This is a genomic window from Pseudomonas koreensis (assembly GCF_024169245.1).
Lineage (GTDB): Bacteria > Pseudomonadota > Gammaproteobacteria > Pseudomonadales > Pseudomonadaceae > Aquipseudomonas > Aquipseudomonas koreensis_F.
On record NZ_JALJWP010000001.1, the window covers coordinates 5,833,857 to 5,859,763 of the forward strand.

The 25,907-nt window shown below is 59.4% G+C and carries 26 protein-coding genes; 5 read left to right on the forward strand and 21 right to left on the reverse strand.

Annotated features, from left to right (window positions below):
* Window positions 1-33: 33 nt before the first annotated feature.
* The 13 genes from tolB to J2Y90_RS25955 all read right to left on the reverse strand — a co-directional run bounded on the left by tolB (window position 34) and on the right by J2Y90_RS25955 (window position 10,715).
* On the reverse strand, window positions 34-1,314 hold the full coding sequence (gene tolB, locus J2Y90_RS25895) for a Tol-Pal system beta propeller repeat protein TolB (protein ID WP_016773506.1): 1,281 nt from the start codon (window positions 1,312-1,314) through the stop codon (window positions 34-36).
* A 17-nt stretch (window positions 1,315-1,331) separates the two neighbouring features.
* Entirely contained in the window at window positions 1,332-2,408 is a 1,077-nt protein-coding gene (gene tolA / locus J2Y90_RS25900; protein ID WP_253504766.1) for a cell envelope integrity protein TolA, read from the reverse strand.
* Window positions 2,408-2,860: a protein TolR gene (gene tolR / locus J2Y90_RS25905; RefSeq protein WP_160767866.1), complete on the reverse strand. Its 453-nt coding sequence runs from the start codon at window positions 2,858-2,860 to the stop codon at window positions 2,408-2,410. Before tolR ends, tolA begins: the two co-directional genes overlap by 1 nt.
* Window positions 2,861-2,883: 23 nt before the next feature.
* Window positions 2,884-3,579, reverse strand: coding sequence for a protein TolQ (gene tolQ / locus J2Y90_RS25910; protein WP_008080223.1), 696 nt, complete (start codon window positions 3,577-3,579; stop codon window positions 2,884-2,886).
* Entirely contained in the window at window positions 3,569-4,036 is a 468-nt protein-coding gene (gene ybgC / locus J2Y90_RS25915) for a tol-pal system-associated acyl-CoA thioesterase (RefSeq protein WP_253504768.1), read from the reverse strand. The genes tolQ and ybgC overlap by 11 nt, the downstream gene beginning before the upstream one ends.
* Window positions 4,037-4,163: 127 nt before the next feature.
* Complete coding sequence (gene ruvB / locus J2Y90_RS25920) at window positions 4,164-5,225, reverse strand: Holliday junction branch migration DNA helicase RuvB (RefSeq protein ID WP_024014087.1); 1,062 nt, start codon at window positions 5,223-5,225, stop codon at window positions 4,164-4,166.
* Window positions 5,226-5,834: a Holliday junction branch migration protein RuvA gene (ruvA, locus tag J2Y90_RS25925; RefSeq protein WP_024014088.1), complete on the reverse strand. Its 609-nt coding sequence runs from the start codon at window positions 5,832-5,834 to the stop codon at window positions 5,226-5,228.
* Window positions 5,835-5,948: 114 nt separating this feature from the next.
* Window positions 5,949-6,476: a crossover junction endodeoxyribonuclease RuvC gene (ruvC, locus tag J2Y90_RS25930; RefSeq protein ID WP_016773501.1), complete on the reverse strand. Its 528-nt coding sequence runs from the start codon at window positions 6,474-6,476 to the stop codon at window positions 5,949-5,951.
* 157 nt (window positions 6,477-6,633) lie between these two features.
* Window positions 6,634-7,380, reverse strand: coding sequence for a YebC/PmpR family DNA-binding transcriptional regulator (locus J2Y90_RS25935; protein ID WP_024014089.1), 747 nt, complete (start codon window positions 7,378-7,380; stop codon window positions 6,634-6,636).
* A 119-nt stretch (window positions 7,381-7,499) separates the two neighbouring features.
* On the reverse strand, window positions 7,500-9,275 hold the full coding sequence (gene aspS / locus J2Y90_RS25940) for an aspartate--tRNA ligase (protein ID WP_253504770.1): 1,776 nt from the start codon (window positions 9,273-9,275) through the stop codon (window positions 7,500-7,502).
* 98 nt (window positions 9,276-9,373) lie between these two features.
* Complete coding sequence (locus tag J2Y90_RS25945) at window positions 9,374-9,595, reverse strand: FmdB family zinc ribbon protein (RefSeq protein WP_253504772.1); 222 nt, start codon at window positions 9,593-9,595, stop codon at window positions 9,374-9,376.
* Window positions 9,596-9,724: 129 nt separating this feature from the next.
* Complete coding sequence (locus tag J2Y90_RS25950) at window positions 9,725-10,063, reverse strand: ribbon-helix-helix domain-containing protein (protein ID WP_253504774.1); 339 nt, start codon at window positions 10,061-10,063, stop codon at window positions 9,725-9,727.
* 181 nt (window positions 10,064-10,244) lie between these two features.
* Window positions 10,245-10,715: a Dps family protein gene (locus J2Y90_RS25955; RefSeq protein WP_253504776.1), complete on the reverse strand. Its 471-nt coding sequence runs from the start codon at window positions 10,713-10,715 to the stop codon at window positions 10,245-10,247.
* Between the two features lie 310 nt (window positions 10,716-11,025).
* Between J2Y90_RS25955 and J2Y90_RS26575 the strand changes: the two genes are divergently transcribed.
* Window positions 11,026-11,628 carry a cold-shock protein gene (locus tag J2Y90_RS26575; protein ID WP_301291691.1) on the forward strand — a complete coding sequence of 201 codons (603 nt, stop codon included), beginning with the start codon at window positions 11,026-11,028 and terminating at the stop codon, window positions 11,626-11,628.
* 63 nt (window positions 11,629-11,691) lie between these two features.
* Here J2Y90_RS26575 and J2Y90_RS25965 read toward each other — a convergent pair whose 3' ends face one another.
* Together J2Y90_RS25965 and J2Y90_RS25970 are read right to left on the reverse strand one after the other, a co-directional pair.
* The gene (locus J2Y90_RS25965) at window positions 11,692-11,898 is read right to left on the reverse strand and encodes a SlyX family protein (RefSeq protein ID WP_016773495.1); all 207 of its coding nucleotides are present in this window, start codon (window positions 11,896-11,898) and stop codon (window positions 11,692-11,694) included.
* Between the two features lie 3 nt (window positions 11,899-11,901).
* Complete coding sequence (locus J2Y90_RS25970) at window positions 11,902-12,327, reverse strand: HIT family protein (protein ID WP_253504778.1); 426 nt, start codon at window positions 12,325-12,327, stop codon at window positions 11,902-11,904.
* Between the two features lie 886 nt (window positions 12,328-13,213).
* Between J2Y90_RS25970 and J2Y90_RS25975 the strand changes: the two genes are divergently transcribed.
* Complete coding sequence (locus J2Y90_RS25975; RefSeq protein WP_253504780.1) at window positions 13,214-14,563, forward strand: OprD family porin; 1,350 nt, start codon at window positions 13,214-13,216, stop codon at window positions 14,561-14,563.
* A 116-nt stretch (window positions 14,564-14,679) separates the two neighbouring features.
* Here J2Y90_RS25975 and J2Y90_RS25980 read toward each other — a convergent pair whose 3' ends face one another.
* Both J2Y90_RS25980 and J2Y90_RS25985 read right to left on the reverse strand, forming a co-directional pair.
* The gene (locus J2Y90_RS25980) at window positions 14,680-15,522 is read right to left on the reverse strand and encodes a mechanosensitive ion channel family protein (protein WP_042607295.1); all 843 of its coding nucleotides are present in this window, start codon (window positions 15,520-15,522) and stop codon (window positions 14,680-14,682) included.
* 150 nt (window positions 15,523-15,672) lie between these two features.
* Window positions 15,673-16,158 (reverse strand): YajQ family cyclic di-GMP-binding protein, encoded by a 486-nt coding sequence (locus J2Y90_RS25985; protein ID WP_186530024.1) that lies wholly within the window; start codon window positions 16,156-16,158, stop codon window positions 15,673-15,675.
* A 140-nt stretch (window positions 16,159-16,298) separates the two neighbouring features.
* Here J2Y90_RS25985 and J2Y90_RS25990 point away from each other — a divergent pair, with 140 nt between their 5' ends.
* From J2Y90_RS25990 to J2Y90_RS26000, 3 genes are read left to right on the forward strand one after another with little or no spacing between them, the layout of a single operon-like run.
* The gene (locus tag J2Y90_RS25990; protein WP_253504783.1) at window positions 16,299-17,216 is read left to right on the forward strand and encodes a putative 2-dehydropantoate 2-reductase; all 918 of its coding nucleotides are present in this window, start codon (window positions 16,299-16,301) and stop codon (window positions 17,214-17,216) included.
* 45 nt (window positions 17,217-17,261) lie between these two features.
* Window positions 17,262-19,298, forward strand: a complete 2,037-nt coding sequence (locus J2Y90_RS25995; RefSeq protein ID WP_253504786.1) for a sensor histidine kinase — start codon at window positions 17,262-17,264, stop codon at window positions 19,296-19,298.
* Between the two features lie 3 nt (window positions 19,299-19,301).
* Window positions 19,302-19,886, forward strand: a complete 585-nt coding sequence (locus J2Y90_RS26000; protein ID WP_253504790.1) for a cob(I)yrinic acid a,c-diamide adenosyltransferase — start codon at window positions 19,302-19,304, stop codon at window positions 19,884-19,886.
* A gap of 113 nt (window positions 19,887-19,999) precedes the next feature.
* On the opposite strand, the gene J2Y90_RS26005 is transcribed toward J2Y90_RS26000, so the two are convergent.
* The 4 genes from J2Y90_RS26005 to secA form a co-directional block, all read right to left on the reverse strand.
* Complete coding sequence (locus J2Y90_RS26005) at window positions 20,000-20,947, reverse strand: Nudix family hydrolase (RefSeq protein WP_253504793.1); 948 nt, start codon at window positions 20,945-20,947, stop codon at window positions 20,000-20,002.
* Window positions 20,944-21,576, reverse strand: a complete 633-nt coding sequence (locus J2Y90_RS26010) for a glutathione S-transferase family protein (RefSeq protein ID WP_253504796.1) — start codon at window positions 21,574-21,576, stop codon at window positions 20,944-20,946. The genes J2Y90_RS26005 and J2Y90_RS26010 overlap by 4 nt, the downstream gene beginning before the upstream one ends.
* A gap of 158 nt (window positions 21,577-21,734) precedes the next feature.
* A complete protein-coding gene (gene argJ, locus J2Y90_RS26015; RefSeq protein ID WP_253504803.1) occupies window positions 21,735-22,952 on the reverse strand; it encodes a bifunctional glutamate N-acetyltransferase/amino-acid acetyltransferase ArgJ in 1,218 nt (405 codons plus the stop codon).
* A 122-nt stretch (window positions 22,953-23,074) separates the two neighbouring features.
* Window positions 23,075-25,816 carry a preprotein translocase subunit SecA gene (gene secA, locus J2Y90_RS26020; RefSeq protein ID WP_253504806.1) on the reverse strand — a complete coding sequence of 914 codons (2,742 nt, stop codon included), beginning with the start codon at window positions 25,814-25,816 and terminating at the stop codon, window positions 23,075-23,077.
* Window positions 25,817-25,907: the final 91 nt, after the last annotated feature.

Consider the following 25,907-nt stretch of genomic DNA (forward strand, 5'->3'; position numbering starts at 1 on the left):
CCCAGTGTGTTAAGTAAAACGTGTAGCGCCCGCTCACTTCAGGTAAGGGGACCAGGACGGTTCTCTGACTTCGCCTTGAGCGGTAGGAAGCGGGAGCCTCACGCGTCCATTAATGGACACGAGCATCAAGACTCCCCGGCCCTGTTGGCGGGTGGCGTAGATTACCATGGTGCCGTTGGGCGCAACAGTAGGTGACTCGTCCAGAGTGCTATCAGTGAGGATCTTTACACTACCCCGCTGCAGATCCTGAGCTGCCACCTTGAAATTGGTGAAGCCATCCTGACGATGGATCATCACCAAAGTCTTTTCATCAGCCGACAGTTTCGGGTTGGCGTTGTAGTTGCCCACGAACGTCACACGCTCGGCACCACCGCCACCGACGCTGGTTTTATAGATTTGCGGCTTGCCGCCACGGTCCGAGGTGAAGTAGATGGTCGAGCCATCCTTGCCCCAGAACGGTTCGGTATTGATGCCCTGGCCATTGGTTACGCGACTGATCTGACGCGAACCAAGGTTCATCACGTAGATGTCCGGGTTACCGTCTTTCGACAGCACGAATGCCAGGCGATTGCCATCCGGCGACCAGGCTGGCGCACCGTTCAGGCCTTCGAAGTTGGTGATCTGCTCACGGCGACCGGTGTCGATGTTCTGCATGAAGATGCGCGGACGCTTCTGCTCGAACGACACATAGGCGATACGCTTGCCGTCCGGGGCGAAACGCGGCGACAGGATCGGCTCACGCGATTGCAGCAGGGTCACTGCGCGGGCGCCGTCATAGTCGGAACGCTGCAGGGTGTAGCGCGTGTTCTTCTCGGAGAAACGCTCAGCCGTTACGTACAGCAGACGCGTCGAGAAGGCACCTTCGATACCGGTCAGCTTCTGGAACGACTGATCGGAGATGAAGTGCGCCATGTCGCGAATCTGGTCAGTAGTGCCGGAAACACTGCCGTCGGCCACTTTCTGTTCGGTGGCAACGTTGAACAGTGCCCACTGCACCTGCAGGCGACCGCCCGCTGGCGCGATGCTGCCGACCATCATGTACTGAGCACCCACCGCCTTCCAGTCACGGAAGATGATTTCGCTCGGCTGGCTTGGCTGGCTGATCATGTTGGCTTTCGGAATCGGCGAGTAATAGCCCGAGTTGCGCAAATCGTTGCCAATGATTTCAGCCATGTCATCAGGCAGCACGGCGCCGCCCTGCATGCCGAACGGTACGACGGCGATCGGAGTGGCCCGATCGCTGCCGCTGGTGACCAGAATGTTCTTTTCATCTGCCGCCGCGATCCCTGCCATGCAGCAGATCACGACCAGCATTCCTCGAAGAAGGTTTCTCACAAGGCTAGATCCTCAGGTGTGAATGTCATCTTGAATGAACGATACGGAGCGAAATCGCTCGGCTTCATTCCCTGCATTTCTGTCAAACGTCCAATATTCTTCACTGCCGCGACTGCCGAGGCATCGAACGGACCGTCACCGCTGGACTTGGCCACGCTGACCGAAGTCACCGTACCGTCCGGCAACATGCCGATTTGCAGCACGACTGTCATGCCTTTGCGGGCCGAAGGAGGACGAGCCCAGCCTTCTGCTGCGCGAGCGCGAATCAGGTCATCGAAACTGCCGGCGACTTCGTCACCCTGCTCATCGGCCAAGGCCTGCTGGCGCTGCGGCGTGTCGGAAAGCAGATCTGCCAGGGCCTGAGCCTTTTTGTCTTCGGCGGATTTGCGTGCCGCTTCCTGCGCTTTTTTCTTCGCAGCATCGGCAGCAGCTTTCTTCTTCGCTTCTTCGGCGACTTTCTTCTTCGCCTCTTCAGCTTCAGCTTTCTTCTTGGCGTCTTCGGCGGCTTTCTTCTTCGCGTCTTCGACGATCTTTTTCTTGGCTTCTTCAGCAGCGGCTTTCTTCGCCTCTTCCTCAGCAGCCTTCTTCGCTTCGTCTTCGGCCTTCTTCTTGGCTATATCAGCCAATTGTTTCTCTTCGGCCTTTTTGGCTTCGGCTTTCTTCGCGTCGTCAGCTTTCTTGGCTTCATCAGCCTTTTTCGCTTCGTCCGCTTTTTTCGCCTCGTCGGCCTTCTTGGCTTCCTCGGCCTTTTGAGCCGCTTCCTCTTTCTTTTGTTCCGCCGCCTTCACCGCTTCCTGCTCGATCTTTTTCTGTTCCATCTGTTCGACTTCGGTCTGGCGCGCGGCGGATTTCTTCGCCTCACCCGCAATCTTCTGATTGGTCTGGGTGGTTGCCTGACTTTTCGATTTCAGCTGGTACAGAGTCGCCTGGACGATCGGCTTGGCCGGCGGCAGTTCGGGCGTGAAGGCAAAACTGACGAACAGCATGCCGAATACCAGCACGTGCAGGACAATTGCCAGAACACTAGGCCAGAAGTAGCTTTCCGAGGCGGACGGCTCTCGCTGTTGCTGCATCAGGGGGCCTCGGTAATCAGACCAACGTTACCGACCCCGGCTTTCTGCAACCCGCCCATGGCGCCCATGACGGCGCCGTAGTCGACAGTCTTGTCGCCACGAATGAACACCTGGGTGCGTTTGCCGCCCTCGGTGCCGGCGCGGATGATCTTGGTCACCGCGTCGGTCATTTGCGGCAGGGTCATGGCCCTGTCCTGTTGCTTCTCGGTGTCGACTTCGCTGCCAAGGTTCCAGTAGTAGGTCTTGTCAGCCTTGATCGAAATGGTCAGGACCTGGGTGTTGTTGTCCTGCGGCAAGGCTTCGCTGGAAACCTTGGGCAGATCAACCTTCACGCCCTGATTGAGCATCGGCGCGGTCACCATGAAGATGACCAGCAGCACCAACATCACGTCGATGTAGGGCACCACGTTCATCTCGGCGACCGGCTTGCGCTTTTTGCGAGCTCGAGCGATTAAAGCCATCGGGAAATACCTGCTTATTCTTCGCTGGTGTGCACTTTGCGGTGCAGGATCGCCTGGAATTCATCGGCGAAGGTGTAGTAACGGCCCAGCAAGGTCTCGCTGCGCGCAGCAAAACGGTTGTAAGCGATAACGGCCGGGATCGCGGCGAACAGGCCGATCGCGGTGGCGATCAGGGCTTCGGCGATACCCGGAGCTACGGTGGCCAGGGTCGCCTGCTGGGCGCTGGCCAGACCACGGAAGGAGTTCATGATCCCCCACACGGTACCGAACAGACCGATATACGGGCTGACCGAACCGACGGTGGCGAGGAACGGCAGGCTCTGCTCGAGTTTCTCTTCTTCACGAGAGATGGCGACGCGCATTGCACGGGCCACGCCTTCCATTACTGCTTCCGGGTCGACACCTGGCTGCTGACGCAGACGGGAGAATTCCTTGAAACCGGCACGGAAGATCTGCTCCACGCCCGAATCCGGATCGGGATTGCTGCCGGCCTGACGGTACAGTTTGGACAGATCGATACCCGACCAGAAGCGCTCTTCGAAGCTCTCCAGGGCGCGTCGACCGGCACGCAGCAAGTTGCTGCGCTGAAAGATCATGATCCATGAGGTCACCGATGCGGCCACCAGGGTCAACATTACCAACTGCACCACGATGCTGGCATTGCTGACCAGGCTCCACATGGAGGAATGGTCGACGACGTTAGCTTCCACGCTTTATCTCCTGCTTTGAGTGTGTACCCGGGCCGACCGCGTCGGCGAAGGCCGCACGCAGGTCTTCGGGAAGGGCCCGGGGTTTCAAACTGTCGGTGCGCACGCAGGCCACCAAAAACTGCCCTTCGCAGAGCAGCACATTATCCGTGGCCCGCCTGACCTGCTGTCTGAAGCGCAGGCTGGCACGGTTCAATTCGATTACATCAGCGCTTACCAGCAGTTCGTCGTCCAGTCGCGCCGGCGCGTGATAACGCGCTTCGCTGGAATGCACGACGAACAACAGGTCCTCTCCGGCCAGCTGCGATTGGGCAAAACCCAGTTCCCGTAGCCGTTCGGTTCGAGCCCGTTCCATAAACTTGAGGTAATTAACGTAATACACGATGCCGCCCGCATCGGTGTCCTCGTAATAAACGCGACAACGATGTGCGAACGGCTCAAGCCCGTTTTGCGCGCGCATACTCTAGTGCTTACTCCTCAGGTTGCCAATCCGGCCAGACAACTGTTTTTCGTGGTTTCAAAGCTTTAACGCAAAAGTACCGTCGTCTGACAGTACAAACCCTGAATAAATCACCAACAAATGTGTATCAATCGTCGACGGCGTCGAGAAACTCGTCTGCCACGGGCATCTCGCCCATGCGTGACGGCACATTCAAACCGAAATGCAAATAGGCATGCCGCGTTACCACCCTGCCCCGTGGCGTGCGCATGATGTAGCCCTGCTGGATCAGATACGGCTCGAGCACGTCTTCAATGGTGTGGCGTTCTTCGCTGATCGCCGCCGCCAGACTGTCGATACCGACCGGACCGCCATCAAACTTCTCGATCATGGTCAGCAGCAGTCGCCGGTCCTGATGATCGAAACCGTGTTCGTCGACATCCAGCAGGTTCAGCGCCAGATCCGCCACGGCTTTGGTGATATGGCCCTTGGCGCGGACTTCGGCGAAGTCGCGCACCCGTCGCAGCAAACGGTTGGCGATTCGCGGGGTGCCACGGGCGCGACGGGCGATCTCGAACGAGCCTTCCGGGTCCAGCGGCAGACCGAGAATCGCCGCCGAACGACTGACGATCGTTGCCAGGTCGGCGGTGCTGTAGAACTCCAGGCGCTGGACGATACCGAAGCGATCACGCAACGGGTTGGTCAGCATGCCCGCACGGGTGGTCGCACCGACCAGAGTGAACGGCGGCAGATCCAGCTTGATCGAGCGCGCTGCCGGCCCTTCGCCGATCATGATGTCGAGCTGGAAATCTTCCATCGCCGGATACAGCACTTCTTCAACGATCGGCGACAGACGATGGATTTCGTCGATGAACAACACATCGTGCGGCTCGAGATTGGTCAGCAACGCCGCCAGATCCCCCGGGCGCTCCAGCACTGGGCCTGAGGTGCTCTTGATCGACACGCCCATTTCCTGGGCAATGATGTTCGCCAGCGTGGTTTTGCCCAGCCCCGGCGGGCCGAAGATCAAGGTGTGATCGAGGGATTCGCTACGGCCTCGGGCAGCCTGGATGAACAGTTCCATCTGCTCGCGCACGGTCGGCTGGCCGATGTAATCGGCCAGACTGACCGGACGAATCGCCCGGTCCTGGACTTCTTCGCGCTCGCGCGGGCTGTGCGCGGCGGCGATCAGACGATCAGCTTCAATCACTTAAATCATTCCCTTCAGAGCGCGGCGGATCAGGTCTTCGCTGCTCAGGTTCTTGTCTTTGATCGCGGAAATCGCCTTGCTCGCTTCCTGCGGCTTGTAGCCCAGGGAGATCAGCGCACTGACGGCATCGGTCTCGGCGCTGTTGACCGGCGCCGGGCCGTCCGGCTGATTCGGCACCAGCGCGAACATCGCCGGCGAAGTTTCCCAGGCTTTGAAGCGGTCTTTCAATTCGACCAGCAAACGCTCGGCGGTCTTCTTGCCAACCCCCGGCACCTTGGTCAGCGCCGAGGTGTCCTGAGACTGCACGCAACGCACCAGTTCATCGACTTCCAGGCTCGACATCAGTGCCAGCGCCAGTTTCGGCCCGACCCCGTTGAGACGGATCAGCTCACGAAAGAAGTCTCGCTCACGTTTGCCGGCGAAACCATAGAGCAATTGCGCATCTTCGCGTACGACCAAATGGGTATGCAGGGTCAGCGGTTCACCGACCGACGGCAGGCGATAAAGGGTGGTCATCGGCACTTCCACCTCATAGCCGAGGCCGTTTACATCGAGAATCAGGTGCGGCGGCTGTTTCTCAGCCAGGGTGCCGCGCAAGCGTCCAATCACGTTTTGAATCCTTGAGCGCTGGCCAGCCGTGGGCTGGCGACGATTGAAGGGGGCTTGCGCGCCGGCAACACAGGCACCGAAAAGCCACCTTCAGGAAAATTGATGCTGATGCTATCAGAGACGCAGGCGCCCGCCACGACTGCGTGCGGTTCCCAGACCATGGGGGAGCAGGCTTGAGCGTGTATGCGCATGGCAGATGGCGATCGCCAGGGCGTCGGAGGCGTCGATTTGCGGCTTGCTGGTCAATTTGAGCATGTGCATGACCATCATCTGCACCTGCTCTTTATTGGCCGCACCCGTGCCGACCACAGCCTGCTTGACCTGAGTCGCGGTGTATTCGGCGATTTCCAGACACTCTTCGGCGCCGGCGACAATCGCCGCGCCGCGCGCCTGACCGAGCTTCAGCGCCGAGTCGGCATTTTTCGCCATGAACACCTTTTCGATGCCCATGGTCACCGGGCCGTAGGTCTTGATGATCTCGCGCACGCCGCGATAGACGATTTGCAGACGCTCATGCAGCTCGCCGGATCCGGTGCGAATGCAGCCCGAGGCCACATAGATGCAGCCGCCCCGCCCGGTATCGCGAACGATCCCGTAACCGGTGATGCGCGAACCGGGGTCGATACCAAGAATTAGAGTCATAACGCCTGCAGAAAATAATGCGGAAGCTGAGGGTACATGTAGGAGCTGCCGAAGGCTGCGATCTTTGTGTTTTTAAAAGATCAAAAGATCGCAGCCTTCGGCAGCTCCTACAGGGGAAGTGTAGAGCCAGCAAAAAACTGCGACCTTTCTATTTACATCAGCCTAGCTGAGCAGCCACGTCTTCCGGGATATCCGCGTTGGAATAGACGTTCTGCACGTCATCCAGATCCTCGAGCATGTCGATCAGCTTGAGCACCTTTTCGGCGCCTTCCAGATCCAGCTCGGCGCTGGTGGTGGGCTGCATGACGATTTCCGCGTCGTCGCCCTTGAACCCGGCCGCTTCCAGCGCGTTGCGCACCGCATAGAAACCGGTGAACGAGGTGAACACGTCGATCGAACCGTCTTCGTGAGTGACCACGTCATCGGCGTCGGCCTCCAGCGCTGCTTCGGTCAGTGCGTCTTCATCGACGCCTGGGGCGAAGCTGATCTGGCCCTTGCGCTCGAACAGATACGCCACCGAGCCATCGGTGCCGAGGTTGCCGCCACACTTGCTGAACGCGTGACGCACCGCTGCGGCGGTGCGGTTGCGATTGTCGGTCATGCACTCGACCATCACCGCCACGCCGCCCGGGCCGTAGCCTTCGTAGGTCAGTTCTTCAACATTGTCCGCTTCGGTGGCACCGGCACCGCGCGCGACGGCGCGGTCGATGATGTCGCGGCTCATGTTGGCGCTCAACGCCTTGTCCAGGGCCAGACGCAAACGCGGGTTGGAACCCGGATCACCGCCACCCTGACGGGCGGCAACGGTCAGTTCACGGATCCACTTGGTGAAGATCTTGCCCCTCTTGGCATCCTGACGTTCTTTGCGGTGCTTGATGTTTGCCCACTTGGAATGACCTGCCATAACTTGCTCCGAATGCTCTTTGAAACCTTGCCCGCCCTGCCGAGGCAGCGGCCGGCAATTGAAAAATTCGACCTGAGAAAGAAAAAAGGCGCATCCGAAGATGCGCCTTCAGGCCCGTCTTACTCAGCCTTTGGCGTTTCGCGCAGGCGAATGTGCAGCTCGCGCAATGCCTTGGCATCGACCACGCCAGGAGCCTGCGTCATCACGTCGGCAGCACTCTGGGTTTTCGGGAAGGCGATCACTTCACGGATCGACTGGGCGCCGGTCATCAGCATCACCAGACGGTCCAGACCGAAGGCCAGACCACCGTGCGGCGGTGCACCGTACTTCAGCGCGTCAAGCAGGAAGCCGAACTTCTCTTCCTGCTCCGCTTCATTGATGCCCAGCAGGCGGAATACCGCTTGCTGCATTTCCTTGCGGTGGATACGGATCGAACCGCCGCCCAGCTCGGTGCCGTTCAACACCATGTCGTACGCACGGGACAGTGCGGCGGCCGGGTTGGCTTCGAGTTCCTGCGGGGTGCACTTCGGTGCGGTGAACGGGTGGTGCAGCGCGGAGAAGCTGCCGTCGTCGTTCTCTTCGAACATCGGGAAGTCGACGACCCACATTGGCGCCCACTCGCAGGTCAGCAGCTTGAGGTCGTGACCGAGCTTGATACGCAGCGCGCCCAGGGCTTCGCTGACGATCTTGGCCTTGTCGGCACCGAAGAACACGATGTCGCCGTCGACTGCGCCGACGCGATCGAGGATCACGTTGAGCTTGTCTTCAGGAATGTTCTTCACGATCGGCGATTGCAGACCTTCAACACCGGCAGCACGCTCGTTGACCTTGATGTACGCCAGGCCCTTGGCACCGTAGATGCCGACGAACTTGGTGTAATCGTCGATCTGCTTGCGCGGCATGCTCGCCCCGCCTGGAACGCGCAGTGCGGCGATACGGCACTTGGGATCGTTGGCCGGGCCGCTGAACACCTTGAATTCAACTTCCTTGAGCTGGTCGGCAACGTCGACCAGTTCCAGCGGAATACGCAGGTCCGGCTTGTCCGAACCGTAGCGGCGCATGGCTTCTTCGAAGGTCATGTGCGGGAATTCGCCGAATTCCAGATTCAGCACTTCCTTGAACAGGTTGCGGATCATCTGCTCGGTCAGGCCCATGATCTCTTTTTCATCGAGGAAGCTGGTCTCGATGTCGATCTGGGTGAATTCCGGCTGACGGTCGGCACGCAGGTCTTCGTCACGGAAGCACTTGGCGATCTGGTAGTAACGGTCGAAGCCGGCGACCATCAGCAGTTGCTTGAACAGCTGCGGCGATTGCGGCAGGGCGAAGAACGAACCGGCATGGGTACGACTCGGCACCAAATAGTCACGCGCACCTTCTGGGGTGGCACGGGTCAGGATTGGCGTTTCGACGTCGAGGAAGCCGTTCTCGTCGAGGAAGCGGCGGATGCTGGTGGTCATGCGCGAACGCAGACGCAGCTTCTCGGCCATTTCCGGGCGACGCAGGTCGAGGAAGCGGTAGCGCAGACGGGTTTCTTCGCCGACATCGGAGAACTCGTTGAGCGGGAACGGCGGGGTTTCCGACTCGTTCAGCACCTCAAGCTCATAACCCAGCACTTCGATCATGCCCGAAGCCATGTTGGCGTTGGTCGCACCGGCCGGACGCAAGCGCACCTTGCCGGTGATCTTCACGACGTATTCGCTGCGCACGCGATCGGCGGCGGCGAAGCTCTCGGCGCGATCCGGATCGAACACCACCTGGGCCAGACCGTCACGATCACGGATATCGAGGAAAATCACCCCGCCGTGGTCGCGGCGACGGTGAACCCATCCGCAAAGGGTAATTTCCTGACCTTCCAGGCTTTCGTTCAGTTGGCCGCAATAGTGGCTGCGCATCATGGTGTGGTTCGCTTCTCGTAATTCGAAATTCGGTGGAGATCCCGCTGCCTTCAAGCAAGGCGGAAACTCACGCGTGTCGTTCGTTCAGGGCTTGAACCCTAGTCAGCTTTGTCGCCACCGGCCAGATTCTTCTTGGCTCCGGTCTTGAAATCGGTCTCGTACCAACCGTTGCCGCTGAGGCGAAAACCCGGCATGGACAGCTGTTTCTTCAGTTCGGGCGCCTGGCAGGCAGGGCAGTCGATCAACGGCGCGTCGCTGATCTTCTGAATGGCTTCCAACTGATGACCACAGGAAGCACATTGGTAATCGTACATTGGCATGGGGGTGTCTCGGCGATCAGATTGCTGCCGCGCGCAAGGCTTGCGGCGAAAGCGCGGGATTATATCGATTAAATGCAGGCTGTGCAGCCGTAACACTGCACAGCCCGCAACCTCGTTGCAACCTCCGTTTCAGCGCGAAACGGCGGGTGCGGGGTTTTTGATCCCGTTCATGACGCAAACTACCCGTACCAGCGCACTGAAATTCTTCACCCCGCCGTGACGCAGATGCACTTCACGATCGACGTGGGATAACAGTGTGCTGATCGAACAATGATTGTCCTCGGCCATGCCGCCGAGAATGTTCCAGTAGACCTGCTCGAGTCGCAGGCAGGTCGCAAAACCGTTGAGGCGTATTGATCGGGACAAGGGCCGGATCAGATTCATGTCAAATCCGCTGACGAACGGATCGACCTTTATAGCGTGCCGCGAAGCCGACATCCTGTCGTTTCGCCCGTCTCCTTCTACCATAGCGTTGACACTCCTTTGCCATGACTGCTGATTTATAAGGCAACATCCTGCGCCCTCATAAAAACCCAGTGACAAAGTTATCGCCATACGACTTGTTGACCAGCCTCGTAGGATAAGCCAACGACAACGGTAAGAGTCTGGACAGCGTGCGGACGACTCTAAGCCGTCCGCAGCAGCCGGCTCATTGCTCGAGCAGCGCGCGCAGCATCCACGCGGTTTTCTCATGCACTTGCATGCGCTGGGTCAGCAGATCGGCGGTCGGTTCGTCGCTGACCTTGTCCAGCAGCGGAAAGATACCGCGCGCGGTGCGGGTCACCGCTTCCTGGCCGTCGACCAATTGCTTGATCATATCTTCGGCACTCGGCACCCCGACCTCCTCTTTAATAGAAGAAAGACGTGCATAGGTGGCGTAGGCACCTGGCGCCGGGAAGCCCAACGCACGAATACGCTCGGCGATCGAATCGACGGCCAGCGCCAGTTCGTTGTATTGCTCTTCGAACATCAGATGCAGCGTGCGGAACATCGGGCCGGTGACGTTCCAGTGAAAGTTGTGGGTTTTCAGATACAGCACGTAGGTGTCCGACAGCAGTCGCGACAGGCCTTCGACGATGGATTTGCGGTCTTCTTCACTGATACCGATATCAATTGCCATGCTTACCCCCTAACAGTGATTGAATTCATCCAGCAGGTTCAGCCCCACTTTAGCAAGGCAAGCGCTGGCTCGCAGCTATGAATCGGTGATCGGACTGCGACAAATCGACCGTTTCCGTGCCGCTGGCCGGGCTGATTTGAGTAGCCGCAGGCTTTGCTGTTAAATAGGCAGTGTGTCGCCATCCCCCATTTTCCGGGGTGTTGCGCATAGGCTGATCAGTGTACGTGTCCACCGCCTCTTATTTTGTCCTGAAGCGAACCGTGCGCCTTCAGCTCTTCCTTGTGAGCCGTCATAACGTGAGCCAATCAAAATGTTGAAAATCGTCCACCTGCTAATGGGCGCAGCAGCCTTGCTGCTGTCGTTCATACCCAGCCTGAAAGCCGAAGCCGTTCCTTACCTGCAACAGCCCGATGCACTTTACCTGGCCTTTTTCGGCCTGCTGAACCTAGTCATCGCTCCAGTGATTCCCTACTGGAACAAAGGCCCGCGCCAGCATCTGCAAAACCTGGTCAGCGCCCTGCTGGTGCTGACCGTCGTCCTGCAAACCCTGACGCTGATCGCACCGATGCCGGTCATCGCTGGCCAGCCGGCCGTGTTGTTCAGCCTGGCGATTGCGGTGGTTGCCGTGCTGCTGCACCTGGCCGTCAGCTTCTACAAATCGTCACCAGCCGCCGCGCCGACTACCTATGACATGAGCAATCGCGATACCGGCACCGTGAAGTGGTTCAACACTTCCAAGGGTTTCGGTTTCATCTCCCGGGATTCCGGTGATGATATTTTCGTGCATTTTCGCGCCATTCGTGGCGAAGGCCACCGTGTCCTGGTCGAAGGCCAGCGCGTGGAGTTCTCGGTGATGAACCGTGACAAAGGCCTGCAAGCCGAAGACGTGATCGCGGCTCTGCCGCGTCGCTGATCCAAAGCAAAAAACCGCGCGCAGCCTAGGCTGCTCGCGGTTTTTTTATGCCTGGCGAATGGCTCAATAATGCGGCGGCGGTGCATCTTCTTCAAAAGCACCGAACTGCCCGACCATTTCTTCGTGACGCTTGATCAGCGCTTCCATCTGCAATTGCAGGCGCTCGATGACTCTCTGCTGGGCCACCAGCACATCGTTCAAGGCCTGTATGGTGTCATCCTGAAAGGCCAGACGGCTTTCCAGGTCGGTAACGCGTTCTTCAAGGCTCATGACTCAGCCCTCCACAAAAGTGAATTCTTCAGTCAGCACCAGGCGCAGGCGCTCGCGGATCGTCGCCACCTGTTCCGCACTGTACGGCTTGGCCGGATGCTTGCCCCAGACCGGGGCTGGCCAGGCGGCATCGTCGCGTTTGCGCACGATGACATGCATGTGTAATTGACTGACTACGTTACCCAGGGTTGCCACGTTCAGCTTATCGGCGTCGAACGAGTCCTTGAGCAACTCCGCAAGCGTGGTGGTTTCCCGCCAGAGCTGCTGCTGGTCGGCGACATCCAACTGAAACAACTCGCTGATATCTTCGCGGCGAGGCACCAGGATGAACCACGGGTAATTACTGTCGTTGGACAGCAACAGCCGGCAAAGCGGGAAGTCGCCGATCACCAGCGTGTCCTGTTGAAGTCGTGAATCCAAAGCAAACACAGTACGTACTCCCGGCTGGTCCTTTAACTCAGCTCGGAGGCCGGCCCTGACGGCGGCGCACCAAGCGACAGGACGCAGCATACCTGCGAATGCAGCGGGCTTCACGCTGCCCCCGCCAGTAAATCGCCAGACGCTCCGACATGAATCATTTATCTGCGCCGCGCACCAACAGGACCCTCAACATGAGTCTCGACTCGAAGAACGCTGTGGAAATCCTTGATCGTGGCAGTCTGCGCTTCCCTTCACGAGAACATTTCAGGCTCGCCCGTGAATTTTTTGCACCAAAACAGCACACAACGTCTACGCTCACTGGGTCGGGCATCCGCCAAATACTCACTGCGGGGTGAACCGGTAACGTTTTTGGTTGTCCGGCGCATCTTTGGTGCGTTGCAACACCATTGGCAGAATCTGGTCAAGCCTGCGACAAAACAGGCCGGAGGCCCCGTTTTCACAAGGTTTTCACATATGCGGCCGTTGCCGGGAAAAATAACCGCACCGAATTTGCGGTTTGTGCACGCTTGTTGCATTCGTAACCGTATGGACTATAAGCGCACCACTGGAAGTGGTCGCCTGAAGCCAATAAAAACAGTGGCAGGATTGCCCGATGGAGATTCAAGTGTTTTGCCAGGGACTCTTTTTTAGCGGTGCAAAAAGGTCCGGAAACAGCGATAAAGTTGTCAGTCCGGCTGCATCGGTACTGTGAATTTGCGACATCCAGCGCTCCTTTTGCGACAACGCCGTAAAGAAGCTGAAAGGTTGGTTTCGCAAGTATCGCCAACATTGTCGGCGTGATATAAGTTTGCGCCGACACAAAAAGAAAGAGCCGCCCAGATAATAAAACAGGTGGGACGGCAGTACTCTTCTAAAACCAAAGGAGCAAATCACGATGCGCGTGATGAAGTGGAGCATGATCGCACTGGCAGTTGCAGCAGCAGCCAGTTCGCAGTTGGCTACGGCCGCCCCGTTTGTTAGTGACCAGGCAGAAGCCAAAGGTTTCGTTGAAGACGCGAAACTCACCGAGACGTTGAAGAACTACTACTTCAACCGCGACAACAAGAACGGTGGCCGCGACCAGAAAGACTGGACCCAGGGCTTCCTCGGCAACTTCACCTCCGGTTATACCCAAGGCACCGTGGGTGTAGGTATTGATGCATACGGCTATCTGGCGCTGAAACTGGATGGCGGTGACGGTACTTCCGGTACTGGCAACATGAGCCGTAGCGATACCGTCAAGGCCAACGGCTATGCTCGCGACGTCAACGACAGTCAGGGCAAGGCAGGCGCTTCCATCAAGTTCCGTGTCTCCAAGACCGAACTGAAATTCGGCGACATGCAGCCAAGCACCTCTCCAGTGTTCGCAGTCGGCGGTTCCCGTATCCTTCCGCAAACTGCCACTGGCTTCCAGTTGCAGAGCAGCGAAGTGAAAGATCTTGATCTCGAAGCCGGCCACTTCTACTCCGGCTCCAGCCAGGACAAGAACGCCCGCGATGGCGGCCTCTACGCTACCTACGCTGGTGTTGAAGCGAACAACATCGACTACTTCGGCGGCAAGTACTCGATCACTGACAACCTCAGTGCATCGCTGTACGGCGCCAAGCTGGAAGACATCTGGAACCAGTACTACGCCAACGTGAACCTCACCACCCCGTTCGGTGGTGATACTTCGCTGAACACCGACTTCAACATTTACCGCACCACTGACACCGGCAGCGCTGAAGCGGGCGACATCAGCAACACCGCATTCTCGCTGGCAACCGCGCTGTCGTTCCTGAAGGCACACACCTTCACCCTGGGCTTCCAGAAGGTCAACGGCGATACCCCGTTCGACTACATCGGTGTGGGCAAGAACAACCGTGGCGGCGACTCGATCTTCCTCGCCAACTCGATCCAGTACTCCGACTTCAACGCTCCTGGCGAGAAATCCATCCAGGCTCGTTATGACCTGAAAATGGCCGAGTACGGTGTTCCGGGCCTTAGCTTCATGGTTCGTTACGTCAAAGGTTGGGACATTGACGGTACCAACACTCCGGCAGGCAGCGCATACGCCGGTCTGTATGGTGAAGATGGCAAACACCACGAAACCAACTTTGAAGCCAAGTACGTTGTTCAGAGCGGCCCGGCCAAAGATCTTTCCTTCCGCATTCGTCAAGCCTGGCACGTTGCCAACGCTGACGAAGGTGAAGGCGATGTCAAAGAGTTCCGCCTGATCACCGAGTACCCGCTGAACATCTTGTAATCGTCAGTGGTTAGTTTCAAAGCATAAAAAAAGGCCCATCTTCCGATGGGCCTTTTTATTGCCTGTCACTTGATTAAGAGTCTGGCTACCAAAGCGATTACTTAGCTAGCAACCTATCATTGTGTCGCCGATTCCTGAACAACGCGTATAACTCGCTGCGGAAATGGAATATCAATACCGGCAGCCTTCAAACGGTCTCGCGCCTGTTCATTAAACATGAACATCACATCCCAATAATCTGCAGTTTTAACCCAGACACGCAGGGAAACCGTGATCGAACTGTCGCCCAGTGTCGAGATCACGGCTTGTGGCTCCGGGTCCTGCATGACGCGGGCATCCTTGGCCAGATCCAGCAACACCTGACGGGCCTTCTGCAGATCTGCCTCGTAATCCACGCCCACATCGAACACGACTTTGCGGGTTGGCTGACGGTTGGTGTTGGTGATGATGCCGTTCGACAGATTACCGTTGGGCACGATGATCGTCTTGTTGTCGCCGGTGCGCAGCACGGTGTGGAAAATCTGGATGCTGTCGACGGTACCCGCTACGCCTTGGGCTTCGATCCAGTCACCGATGCGGAACGGGCGGAACAGCAGAATCAGCACGCCGCCAGCGAAGTTCGCCAGGCTGCCTTGCAGGGCCAGACCGATCGCCAGACCGGCAGCACCGATGGCCGCGACGAACGAGGTGGTTTCGACGCCGATCATCGACGCGACGCTGACAATCAGCAGCACCTTGAGAATGATGTTGGCCAGGCTGCTGATAAAGCCTTGCAGCGCCAGGTCGGCATTGCGCAGGGCCAGCAGACCGCCGAGTTTTTGCGTGACCTTGTTGATCAGCCACCAGCCGATGGCCAGGGTAATCACTGCCAGCAGTACGCGGCTGCCGTATTCCATGATCATCGGGATCCACGCCTGGGACGCCTTGACCAGGTGGTCCACTTCAGCATTCAAATCCATGTTCTATCTCCTGATTTCCGGCTTCCCGGGGTGTAAACAAAAAAATGTGGGAGCGAGCCTGCTCGCGAAAGCGCTGTGTCATTCAGCAATAAATTGACTGACACATTGCATTCGCGAGCAGGCTCGCTCCCACACAGTCACAAAACAAGCTTAGTCGCGGAAGTTGTTGAACTGCAGCGGCATGCCGAATTCCTTGGCACGCAGGGCCGCGATGGCTTCCTGCAGGTCGTCGCGCTTCTTGCCGGTGACACGCACCTGCTCGCCCTGAATGGCGGCCTGGACCTTGAGCTTGGCGTCCTTGATGTGGCCGACGATCTTCTTCGCCAGTTCCTTGTCGATGCCTTCCTTGAGGATGGCGTCCTGCTTCATCAGCTTGCCAGAGGCGTAAGCGTCCTTGACCTCAAGGCACTGCACGTCGATCTTGCGCTTGGTCAGCGCTAGCTTGAGGATTTCGATCATCGCTTCGAGCTGGAATCCGGCCTCGGCAGTCAGGCTGACGGTGAGGTCCTTTTCCTTGAACTCGAAGCTGCCCTTGCCTTTCAGGTCATAACGACGATCGAGTTCCTTCACGGCGTTCTCGACCGCGTTGGTGAGTTCGTGTTTGTCCAGTTCGGATACCACGTCGAACGACGGCATGTAATCTCTCCAATAAAAAGGCGCGCTCGATGTGGATGGAGCGCGCTTGGCTTGCGGTTAAAATCGGGCTCATTATAACGGGTCTTTTCCTACCGATACGGCGAGCCGCACATGCCTGCAAGCAATCGAGCAAAAAACTGATGTCGACCATCTGGCATGTACTGGGCGCCGGCAGTCTCGGCACACTCTGGGCGACACGGCTGGCCCGGGCCGGCTTGCCCGTGCGGCTGATCCTCCGTGACGCGGCGCGCTTGCGAAGCTATGCGGTGGCAGGTGGATTAACCCTGGTAGAAAACGGACAAGCTCATACCTACGCAGTTCCCGGCGAAACCCCGGACAGCCCCGAGCCGATTCGACGTCTGCTGGTCGCGTGCAAAGCCTATGACGCCGAAGAGGCCGTCGCCCGCCTCGCTTCACGCCTCGCTTCGGATGCCGAACTGATCCTCCTGCAAAACGGTCTGGGCAGTCAGGACGCCGTGGCCGCGCGGGTGCCGCAAGCGCGCTGCATCAGCGCATCCAGCACCGAGGGCGCATTTCGCGACGGCGATTGGCGGGTGGTGTTCGCCGGCCACGGTTTCAACTGGCTGGGCGATATCGGCAATCCGCTGGCGCCGGTCTGGCTCGACGATCTGCAAGCGGCAAACATTCCCCATGAATGGAGTCCCGACATCCTCACTCGCCTGTGGCGCAAACTGGCGCTGAACTGCGCGATCAACCCGCTGACCGTGCTCCACGACTGCCGTAACGGCGGGCTGACAGCGCATCACTGCGAAGTCGCCACGCTCTGCGCCGAACTGACTGAACTGCTCGAACGCTGTGGTCAGCCGGCAGCGGCGGACAATCTGCAAGCGGAGGTCGAGCGGGTGATCCACGCCACCGCCGCCAATTACTCTTCGATGCATCAGGACGTCGCCAATCAGCGCCGCACCGAAATCAGCTATCTGTTGGGCCACGCCTGCAAAATCGCTGAGCGCCATCAGTTGAACCTGCCGCACCTGCACCAGTTGCAGCAACGTCTGGTCGCGCATCTGCACAAGCGTGGATTGCCCAGCGACTGAGCAGCCGCTAGGCTGATGGCTTGTTCCCCTGCTGCGATAAACCTGATGCCATTGCGCCAGCGCCTCGAAAACCTGCCGGTCGGCCAGAAACTGCTGGCCGCCCTGCTGGTGTTGTTGACCACGGTTCTGCTGGTCGCCAACCTGACCTTCATCAGCGCCGCCTACTACATTTCCCAGGAAAGCATGGCGCCACAGGCCCTGCAGACCATCGGCCGGCTGATCGCCAATCCGAGTCTGGTCAGCGACGCGCTGGAGTCGCCGCGCAGCGCCGAGCGCCTGCTCAAGGAACTCGACAGTTATTCGCCGTTGCGTGCCGCCGCCCTTTACGACGGCAAGGGCGAACGTCTGGCGCAGGTGCAGCGCGGCGAAAAGCTCAGCCTGCCCGAGCGCTATCGCCATGTCGAAGCCTGGCAACTCACCGAGTTTCGCAGCAATCAACTGATCACACTGCCGCGCCCCGGTGCTGCGCCGGGGCATCTGTTGCTGGTGGCCAGCAGCGAACTGCCCATGGCGTTCTATACCGGAACCCTGACCGCCAGCCTCGGCATCCTGATCTTCAGCGTATTGTTGTGGCTGGTGATTGCGCGGCAGATCAAGCGCTTGATCACCCGCCCCATTCATCAGCTCGAGGAGCTGTCGCGGCAGGTCACCCGCGAAGAGAACTACGCCCTGCGCGCTGCACGCGGCAATCACGACGAAATCGGCAGTCTGGCCGAGGCGTTCAACACCATGCTCTCGCGCATCGAAGCCCGCGAGCAGCAGCTCAAACGTGCCCGCGACGACTCGCAGGCCGCTTACGATCAGGCGCAGGGGCTGGCCGAGGAAACCCGCCACACCAATCGCAAACTGGAGCTGGAAGTCCAGGTGCGCAGCAAGATCGAGAAGAAACTCACCGGCTTTCAGAATTACCTCAACAGCATCATCGACTCGATGCCTTCGGCGCTGATCGCTCTCGATGAGCAGCTCTATGTGACCCAGTGGAACCAGGAAGCCAGCGCCCTGTCCGGCACGCGTCTGGACGAGGCACTGAACCAGCCGATCTTCCTCGCCTTCGAACCGCTCAAGCCTTTTTTGCCGCAGCTCAAGGCCACCGTCGAGCAGCACACCGTGGCCAAAGTCGATCGGGTGACCTGGTTCAAGGACGATGAACCGAAGCATTACGCACTGACGTTTTATCCGCTGATGGGCGGTGCCGGGCGTGGCGTGGTGATCCGTATCGACGACATCACCCAGCGCCTGTCGCTGGAGGAAATGATGGTGCAGTCGGAGAAGATGCTCTCGGTGGGTGGCCTTGCGGCCGGCATGGCTCATGAAATCAACAACCCGCTCGGCGCGATCCTGCACAACGTGCAGAACATCCGTAGGCGGCTGTCGGCGGATCTGCCGAAGAACATCGAGACCGCCGAACAACTGGGCATTGAGCTGGATGCGGTCAACCGTTACCTGCAGGGCCGCGAAGTCCCGCAATTGCTCGATGGCATTCAACAGGCGGGCGCCCGCGCGGCGAAGATCGTCACGCACATGCTCAGCTTCAGCCGTCGCAGCACCCGGCAGATGGCGCCGTGCGATCTACCGGCGCTGATCGATCAGGCGGTGGAAATCGCTGGCAACGACTTCGATCTGGCGATTGGTTTCGACTTCAAGGGTCAAGCGATCATCCGCCAGTTCGATCCGGCACTGGGGCCGGTTCCGGGCACCGCCAACGAGCTGGAACAGGTGCTGCTCAATCTGCTGAAAAATGCCGCCCAGGCGATTCATCAGCGCGAAGACGACAGCGAACCGGGACGGATCATTTTGCGCACCCGACTAAATCCGCCGTGGGCCGAGATTCAGGTCGAGGACAATGGCATCGGCATGAGCGAAAACGTGCGCAAACGCACCTTCGAACCGTTCTTCACCACCAAGGAAATCGGCCAGGGCACTGGCCTGGGCCTGTCGGTGTCGTACTTCATCATCACCAACAACCACAAAGGCCAGATGGAAGTGCAGTCGGCGCCCGGCCAGGGCACTTGCTTTACCCTGCGTCTGCCGCTGGTGCAACCGGCGCCGTTGACCACCGAAACCAATTCACTACCGAGGTAAACCATGGGCTTTCGCTTGTCGAAGATCTACACCCGCACCGGCGACAAAGGCGAGACCGGCCTCGGTGACGGCCGTCGTGTACCCAAGGATCACCCGCGCATCGAGGCGATTGGCGAGATCGATACGCTGAACAGTCAGGTCGGCGTCCTGCTGGCCGGTTTGCTCGCCGAGCGCGAAGTGCATCCGGGACTGAATGAAATCATCGAAGTGTTGGCGCCTTGTCAGCATCGCCTGTTCGACCTCGGTGGCGAACTGGCGATGCCGGCGTATCAGGCGTTGAACGAGGCTGAAATCCAGCGGCTGGAAGCGGCGATCGATGTGTGGAATGAAGAGCTGGGGCCGCTGGAAAACTTCATCTTGCCGGGTGGCTCGATGTTGATTGCGCAAGCGCATGTCTGCCGCAGCCTGGCACGCAGCGCCGAGCGGCGGTGTCAGCATTTGAACTCGGTTGAGCCATTGGCCGGGGTTGGCCTGGCGTATATCAATCGGCTGTCGGATTTGCTGTTTGTGGTGGCGCGGTTGATTGCGCGGCGGCAGGGGGTGGCGGAGATTTTGTGGCAGCCGGCGGCAAAATGTGGAGGAAGGTAGCGTCTTTCAGGGCGCCTTCGCGAGCAGGCTCGCTCCCACATTTGTCTGCATTCTGACTGGAGAAATGCAATCCACTGTGGGAGCGAGCCTGCTCGCGAAGAGGCCGGTAGCCCTTACACTGGATCAGGCCAGAATGCCCGAATCCCCGCCACACCCTGAGCCCCGACACCCCAAGCCTTCTCGCGCTCCGCCGGGCCAACCCCGCCCAACAAAAACACCGGCTTGCTGAAGCCTTCAATCAACGCCGCAGCCTGCTCCCAACCCAATGGCTGCGCATCCGGGTGCGTCAGCGTCGGTTGCACCGGCGACAGGGTGACGAAGTCGACGCCCATCTGCTCCGCCAGCGCCAGCTCTTCAGCGTTATGGCACGACGCCCCGAGCCAGCGCTCTGCTGGCAACGGACGCCCCGCAGCTGCATATTTACGCAGTTGCGCAGAAGTGATGTGCCAACCGGCAGAAGGGAAATCGCCGAGCCACTCGAACGGCCCCTTGATCATCAACTGCGCCTTGCCCGCGCACAGACCTACGGCATCCACCGCCAGATCGCGGTATTTCGGGTCGTAGCCATTCGGTGCACGCAGCTGGATCAGTTTGATCCCGCCGGCAATCGCCTTCTGGATGCCGCGCAACAACGCCGGGCCTTCGAGATCTTCCGGGGTGATCAGGTATTCGGCAGGCAAACGCGCCGCCGCGACGATTGGCTGGTTAGCCGCCGGGAATTCATAGTTGATCAGCTCTCTGGCGCTGACCCAGGCCAGTGGCTGGCCTTCAGCACCATGGGGTTCGCCGCTGAACGCCGACACTTCCCAGACATCCAGCAATACCTGTTTGTCCGGGTAATCGTGGCGAACCTTGATCAGTGGGCGGGCAGCGCCCACGACGATGCCCAGCTCTTCCTCAAGCTCGCGAGCCAGTGCCGATTCGACTGACTCGCCGGCCTCGACCTTGCCCCCGGGGAACTCCCACAGCCCGCCCTGATGCTGGGTATCAGCGCGGCGGGCGATAAGGATTTTGCCGGCGCCATCACGAATGACGGCAGCGGCGACGTGGACGCGTTTCACGGGTTCAATTCCTCCAGTCCAGCCTTTTGCCACACCTTGAACGCGGGCCATCGGTAGACGGTTTCAACATAAGCTTCGTCAACTGCCGGTAGCTTCACCTGATAGGTGCGCAAGCGCACAGCGATTGGCGCGAAAAAGGCATCGGCGAGGCTGACGCGACCGAACAGGTACGGCCCCTCTTCCGTGGCTGCCGCGCGGCATTCAGCCCAGAGCGCGAGCATGCGTTCGATATCGACCTTCACCTCTGGCGGCACCGGGTTCAGCGGTGCGTCCTGGCTGAGGTTGAACGGCATGTGGTTGCGCATGGCGAAGAACCCGCTGTGCATCTGCGCGCAGGCCGAGCGCGCCTGGGCACGGGCGAAGGTATCGCTCGGCCAGAGTTGTTCGGACGGGAACTGCTCAGCGAGATATTCAGCGATGGCCAGAGAGTCGGCGATGGTGCCGCGAGTGGTTTGCAGCAGTGGCACCTTGCCGGTCGGCGAATGCTTGAGCAGGCGCTCGCGGGTGTCGGGTTTGCCGAGCTTGATCAGTTCTTCGCTGTAGGGTGCGCCGGTCAGCTCCAGCGCCAGTGCCGCGCGCAGGGACCAGGAGGACAGCAGTTTGTCGCCGATGATCAGGTGCAGAGACATGGTGTGGCGCCTTTTCGTCAGAGGGAAAACTCTAATTTTGTAGTGTCCGGACTGGCGCTATCGCGAGCAGGCTCACTCCTACAGTGGATGTGTGAACGACACATACCTCTGTGGGAGCCAGCCTGCTGGCGATGCAGGCGACTCGGTCCCAGGCTGGATCAGGTGCGGTATTCCGCGTTGATCTTCACGTATTCATGCGACAGGTCGGTGGTCCAGATGGTTTCGCTGCAATCGCCGCGACCCAGTTCGATGCGGATGGTGATTTCTTCCTGCTGCATCACTGCCGAGCCCTGAGCTTCAGTATAGGTCGCGGCGCGGGCGCCACGGCTGGCGATGCACACGTCGCCGAGGAACACGTCGATCTTGCTCACGTCCAGGTCCGGCACACCGGCACGGCCCACGGCGGCGAGGATGCGCCCCCAGTTCGGGTCGGAGGCGAACAGCGCAGTCTTGATCAGCGGCGAGTGCGCCACGGTATAACCGACGTCCAGGCATTCCTGGTGGTTGCCGCCGCCATTCACTTCAACAGTGACAAACTTGGTCGCGCCTTCGCCGTCACGCACGATGGCCTGCGCCACCTCCATGCACACTTCGAACACCGCTTGTTTCAACTTGGCGAACAGCTCGCCTTCAGCGCGGGTGATTTCCGGCAGCGCGGCCTTGCCAGTGGCGATCAGCATGCAGCAGTCGTTGGTCGAAGTGTCGCCGTCGATGGTGATGCGGTTGAACGACTTGTTGGCGCCGTCGAGCATCAGTTTGTGCAGCACGTCGCGGGAAACTTTGGCGTCAGTGGCAATGTAACCGAGCATGGTCGCCATGTTCGGGCGAATCATGCCGGCGCCCTTGCTGATGCCGGTGACGGTGATGGTCACGCCGTCATGCTCGAACTGGCGGCTGGCGCCCTTCGGCAGGGTGTCGGTGGTCATGATGCCGGTGGCAGCGGCTTCCCAGTTATTCTCCGACAGGTCATCCAGCGCGGCTTGCAGTGCGCCTTCGATTTTCTCGACCGGCAGCGGCTCGCCGATCACACCGGTGGAGTACGGCAGAATCTGGCTGGCGTCGACGCCGGTCAGCTCAGCCAGTTTGGCAGTGGTGCGCTCGGCAGCGGCCAGACCCGGTTCGCCGGTGCCGGCGTTGGCATTGCCGGTGTTGGTCAGCAAGTAACGCACAGCGTTGTTCACGCGTTTTTTCGCCAGGATCACCGGCGCGGCGCAGAACGCGTTCAGGGTGAACACGCCAGCCACGGTCGAACCTTCCGCACAGCGCATTACCACCACATCCTTGCGCCCCGGGCGCTTGATGCCGGCCGAGGCGATACCGAGTTCAAAACCGGCAACCGGGTGCAACGTTGGCAAAGGACCAAGACCAACAGCCATGAATGCGCTCCTTACTCAATGATGTCAGCACCGCCACGGGAAAGGACGGTGGGATAAATGGCAAAACGCCGCGACGGCAGGAGCCGGTCGCGGCGCGGGGTGTTCAGCGATTGAAACGGGTTTTACTGGATCTGCCCGTGGCAATGCTTGTATTTCTTGCCCGAACCGCAGTAGCAAAGTTCGTTGCGGCCCAGCTTCTGCTCGTTGCGAACCGGGGCAGCGGCGGTGGCCAGCGCCACATCGACCTCTTCACCCAACGCTTCCGGCTGATCCAGCCCAGGGGCTTCGGCGTGTTCGAACTGCATGCGCGCCGCCAGTGCTTCGGCTTCCTGACGCAGGCGTTGTTCTTCGGCTTCCGGATCTTCGCGACGTACCTGAACGTGCGAGAGCACGCGGATCGAGTCGCGCTTGATCGAATCGAGCAGTTCGGAGAACAGCGTGAACGACTCGCGCTTGTATTCCTGCTTCGGGTTCTTCTGCGCATAACCACGCAAGTGGATACCGTGACGCAGGTGATCCATGGTCGACAGGTGGTCTTTCCACAAGTCGTCGAGTACGCGCAGGACGATCTGCTTCTCGAACGAGCGCAGCGCCTCGGCACCGGCCTGGTCTTCTTTCTCGTTGTACGCGGCCATCAGCTCGGTCATGAGCTTCTCGCGCAGGGTTTCTTCGTACAGGTGATCGTCTTCGTCGAGCCATTGCTGGATCGGCAGTTTCACGCCGAAATCGCTTTCGATCGACGCTTCCAGACCGGCCACGTCCCACTGCTCTGGCAGCGATTGCGGCGGAATGTGGGCGCTGACGGTGGCGTTGAGCACGTCCTGACGGAAGTCGGCGATGGTTTCACCGATGTTGTCGGCGGCCAGCAACGTGTTACGCATGTGATAGATCACTTTACGCTGTTCGTTGTTGACGTCGTCGAACTCGAGCAGTTGCTTGCGGATGTCGAAGTTGCGGCCTTCAACCTTGCGCTGCGCCTTCTCGATCGCGTTGGTCACCATGCGGTGCTCGATCGCTTCGCCTGGCTGCATGCCCAGGGCTTTCATGAAGTTCTTCACCCGGTCAGAGGCGAAAATACGCATCAGGCTGTCTTCCAGCGACAGGTAGAAGCGGCTCGAACCGGCGTCGCCCTGGCGGCCGGCACGGCCACGCAGCTGGTTGTCGATACGGCGCGATTCGTGACGCTCGGAAGCGATTACCTGCAAGCCGCCGGATTCCAGCACTTGCTGGTGACGCTTCTGCCAGTCGGCCTTGATCTGGGCGATCTGCTCAGGGGTCGGGTTTTCCAGCGAAGCGACTTCCACTTCCCAGTTGCCGCCCAACAGGATGTCGGTACCACGACCGGCCATGTTGGTGGCGATGGTCAGCGCACCCGGACGACCGGCCTGAGCGATGATTTCGGCTTCTTTTTCGTGGAACTTGGCGTTGAGAACCTTGTGTTCGATGCCTTCTTTGACGAGCAATGCGGACATGTGCTCGGAGGTCTCGATGGTCGCGGTACCCACCAGCACCGGACGACCGGCAGCCATGCTTTCCTTGATGTCCGCCACGATTGCCGCGTACTTCTCTTCGGCGGTGAGGAACACCAGGTCGTTGTAGTCTTTACGCGCCAACGGTTTGTTCGGCGGAATGACCATGACTTCCAGACCGTAGATCTGGTGGAATTCGAACGCTTCGGTGTCGGCGGTACCGGTCATACCGGACAGCTTGGTGTACAGACGGAAGTAGTTCTGGAAGGTGGTCGAGGCCAGGGTCTGGCTCTCGGCTTGGATATTCAGACCTTCCTTGGCTTCGATCGCCTGGTGCAGGCCTTCGGACAGACGACGACCCGGCATGGTCCGACCGGTGTGTTCGTCGACCAGCACGACCTGACCATCCTGGACGATGTATTCGATGTTGCGGTTGAACAGCTTGTGCGCACGCAGACCGGCATAGACGTGGGTCAGCAGGCCGAGGTTGTGCGCCGAGTACAGGCTCTCGCCTTCGGCCAGCAGGCCGACGCGGGTGAGCATTTCTTCGATGAACTGGTGACCGGCTTCGTTGAGTTCGACCTGACGGGTCTTTTCGTCAACGGTGTAATGGCCAGCCTTGGTAACTTCGCCTTCGACTTCTTCAACATGCAGTTCCAGCTGCGGGATCAGTTTGTTGATCTCGGTATACAGCTTGGAGCTGTCCTCGGCCTGACCGGAAATGATCAGCGGGGTACGCGCTTCGTCGATGAGGATGGAGTCGACTTCGTCGATCACGGCAAAGTTGAGTTCGCGCTGGAATTTTTCATCCATGCTGAACGCCATGTTGTCGCGCAGGTAGTCGAAACCGAATTCGTTGTTGGTGCCGTAGGTGATGTCGGCGGCGTAGGCGGCACGTTTCTCTTCCGGCGGCTGGAACGGCGTCACGACGCCGACGGTCAGGCCGAGGAATTCATACAGCGGGCGCATCCAGTTGGCGTCACGGCGGGCCAGGTAGTCGTTCACGGTCACAACGTGCACGCCCTTGCCGGACAATGCGTTGAGGTAAACACCCAAAGTGGCCACGAGGGTCTTGCCCTCACCGGTGCGCATTTCGGCGATCTTGCCTTCGTGCAAGGTCATGCCGCCGACGAGTTGCACGTCGAAGTGGCGCATGCCCATCACGCGCTTGCCGGCCTCGCGGGCGACGGCAAAGGCTTCCGGCAACAGCTTGTCGAGGGTTTCCCCTTTGGCGATACGGGCCTTGAACTCGGCGGTCTTGGCACGCAATTGATCGTCCGAAAGGGCCACCATTTGCTCTTCGAAGGCATTGACGAGCTGCACCGTCTTGAGCATGCGTTTGACTTCACGCTCGTTCTTGCTTCCAAAAAGTTTCTTTAACAAAGGCGCAAACATATCGGCAGGATCTTCCACACTAAAGGGATGGAGGGCGGCCCCGTGAGTCGCCCGTGCAGCCCTCATGGCCGCATGCGAACGAGCATTCTAC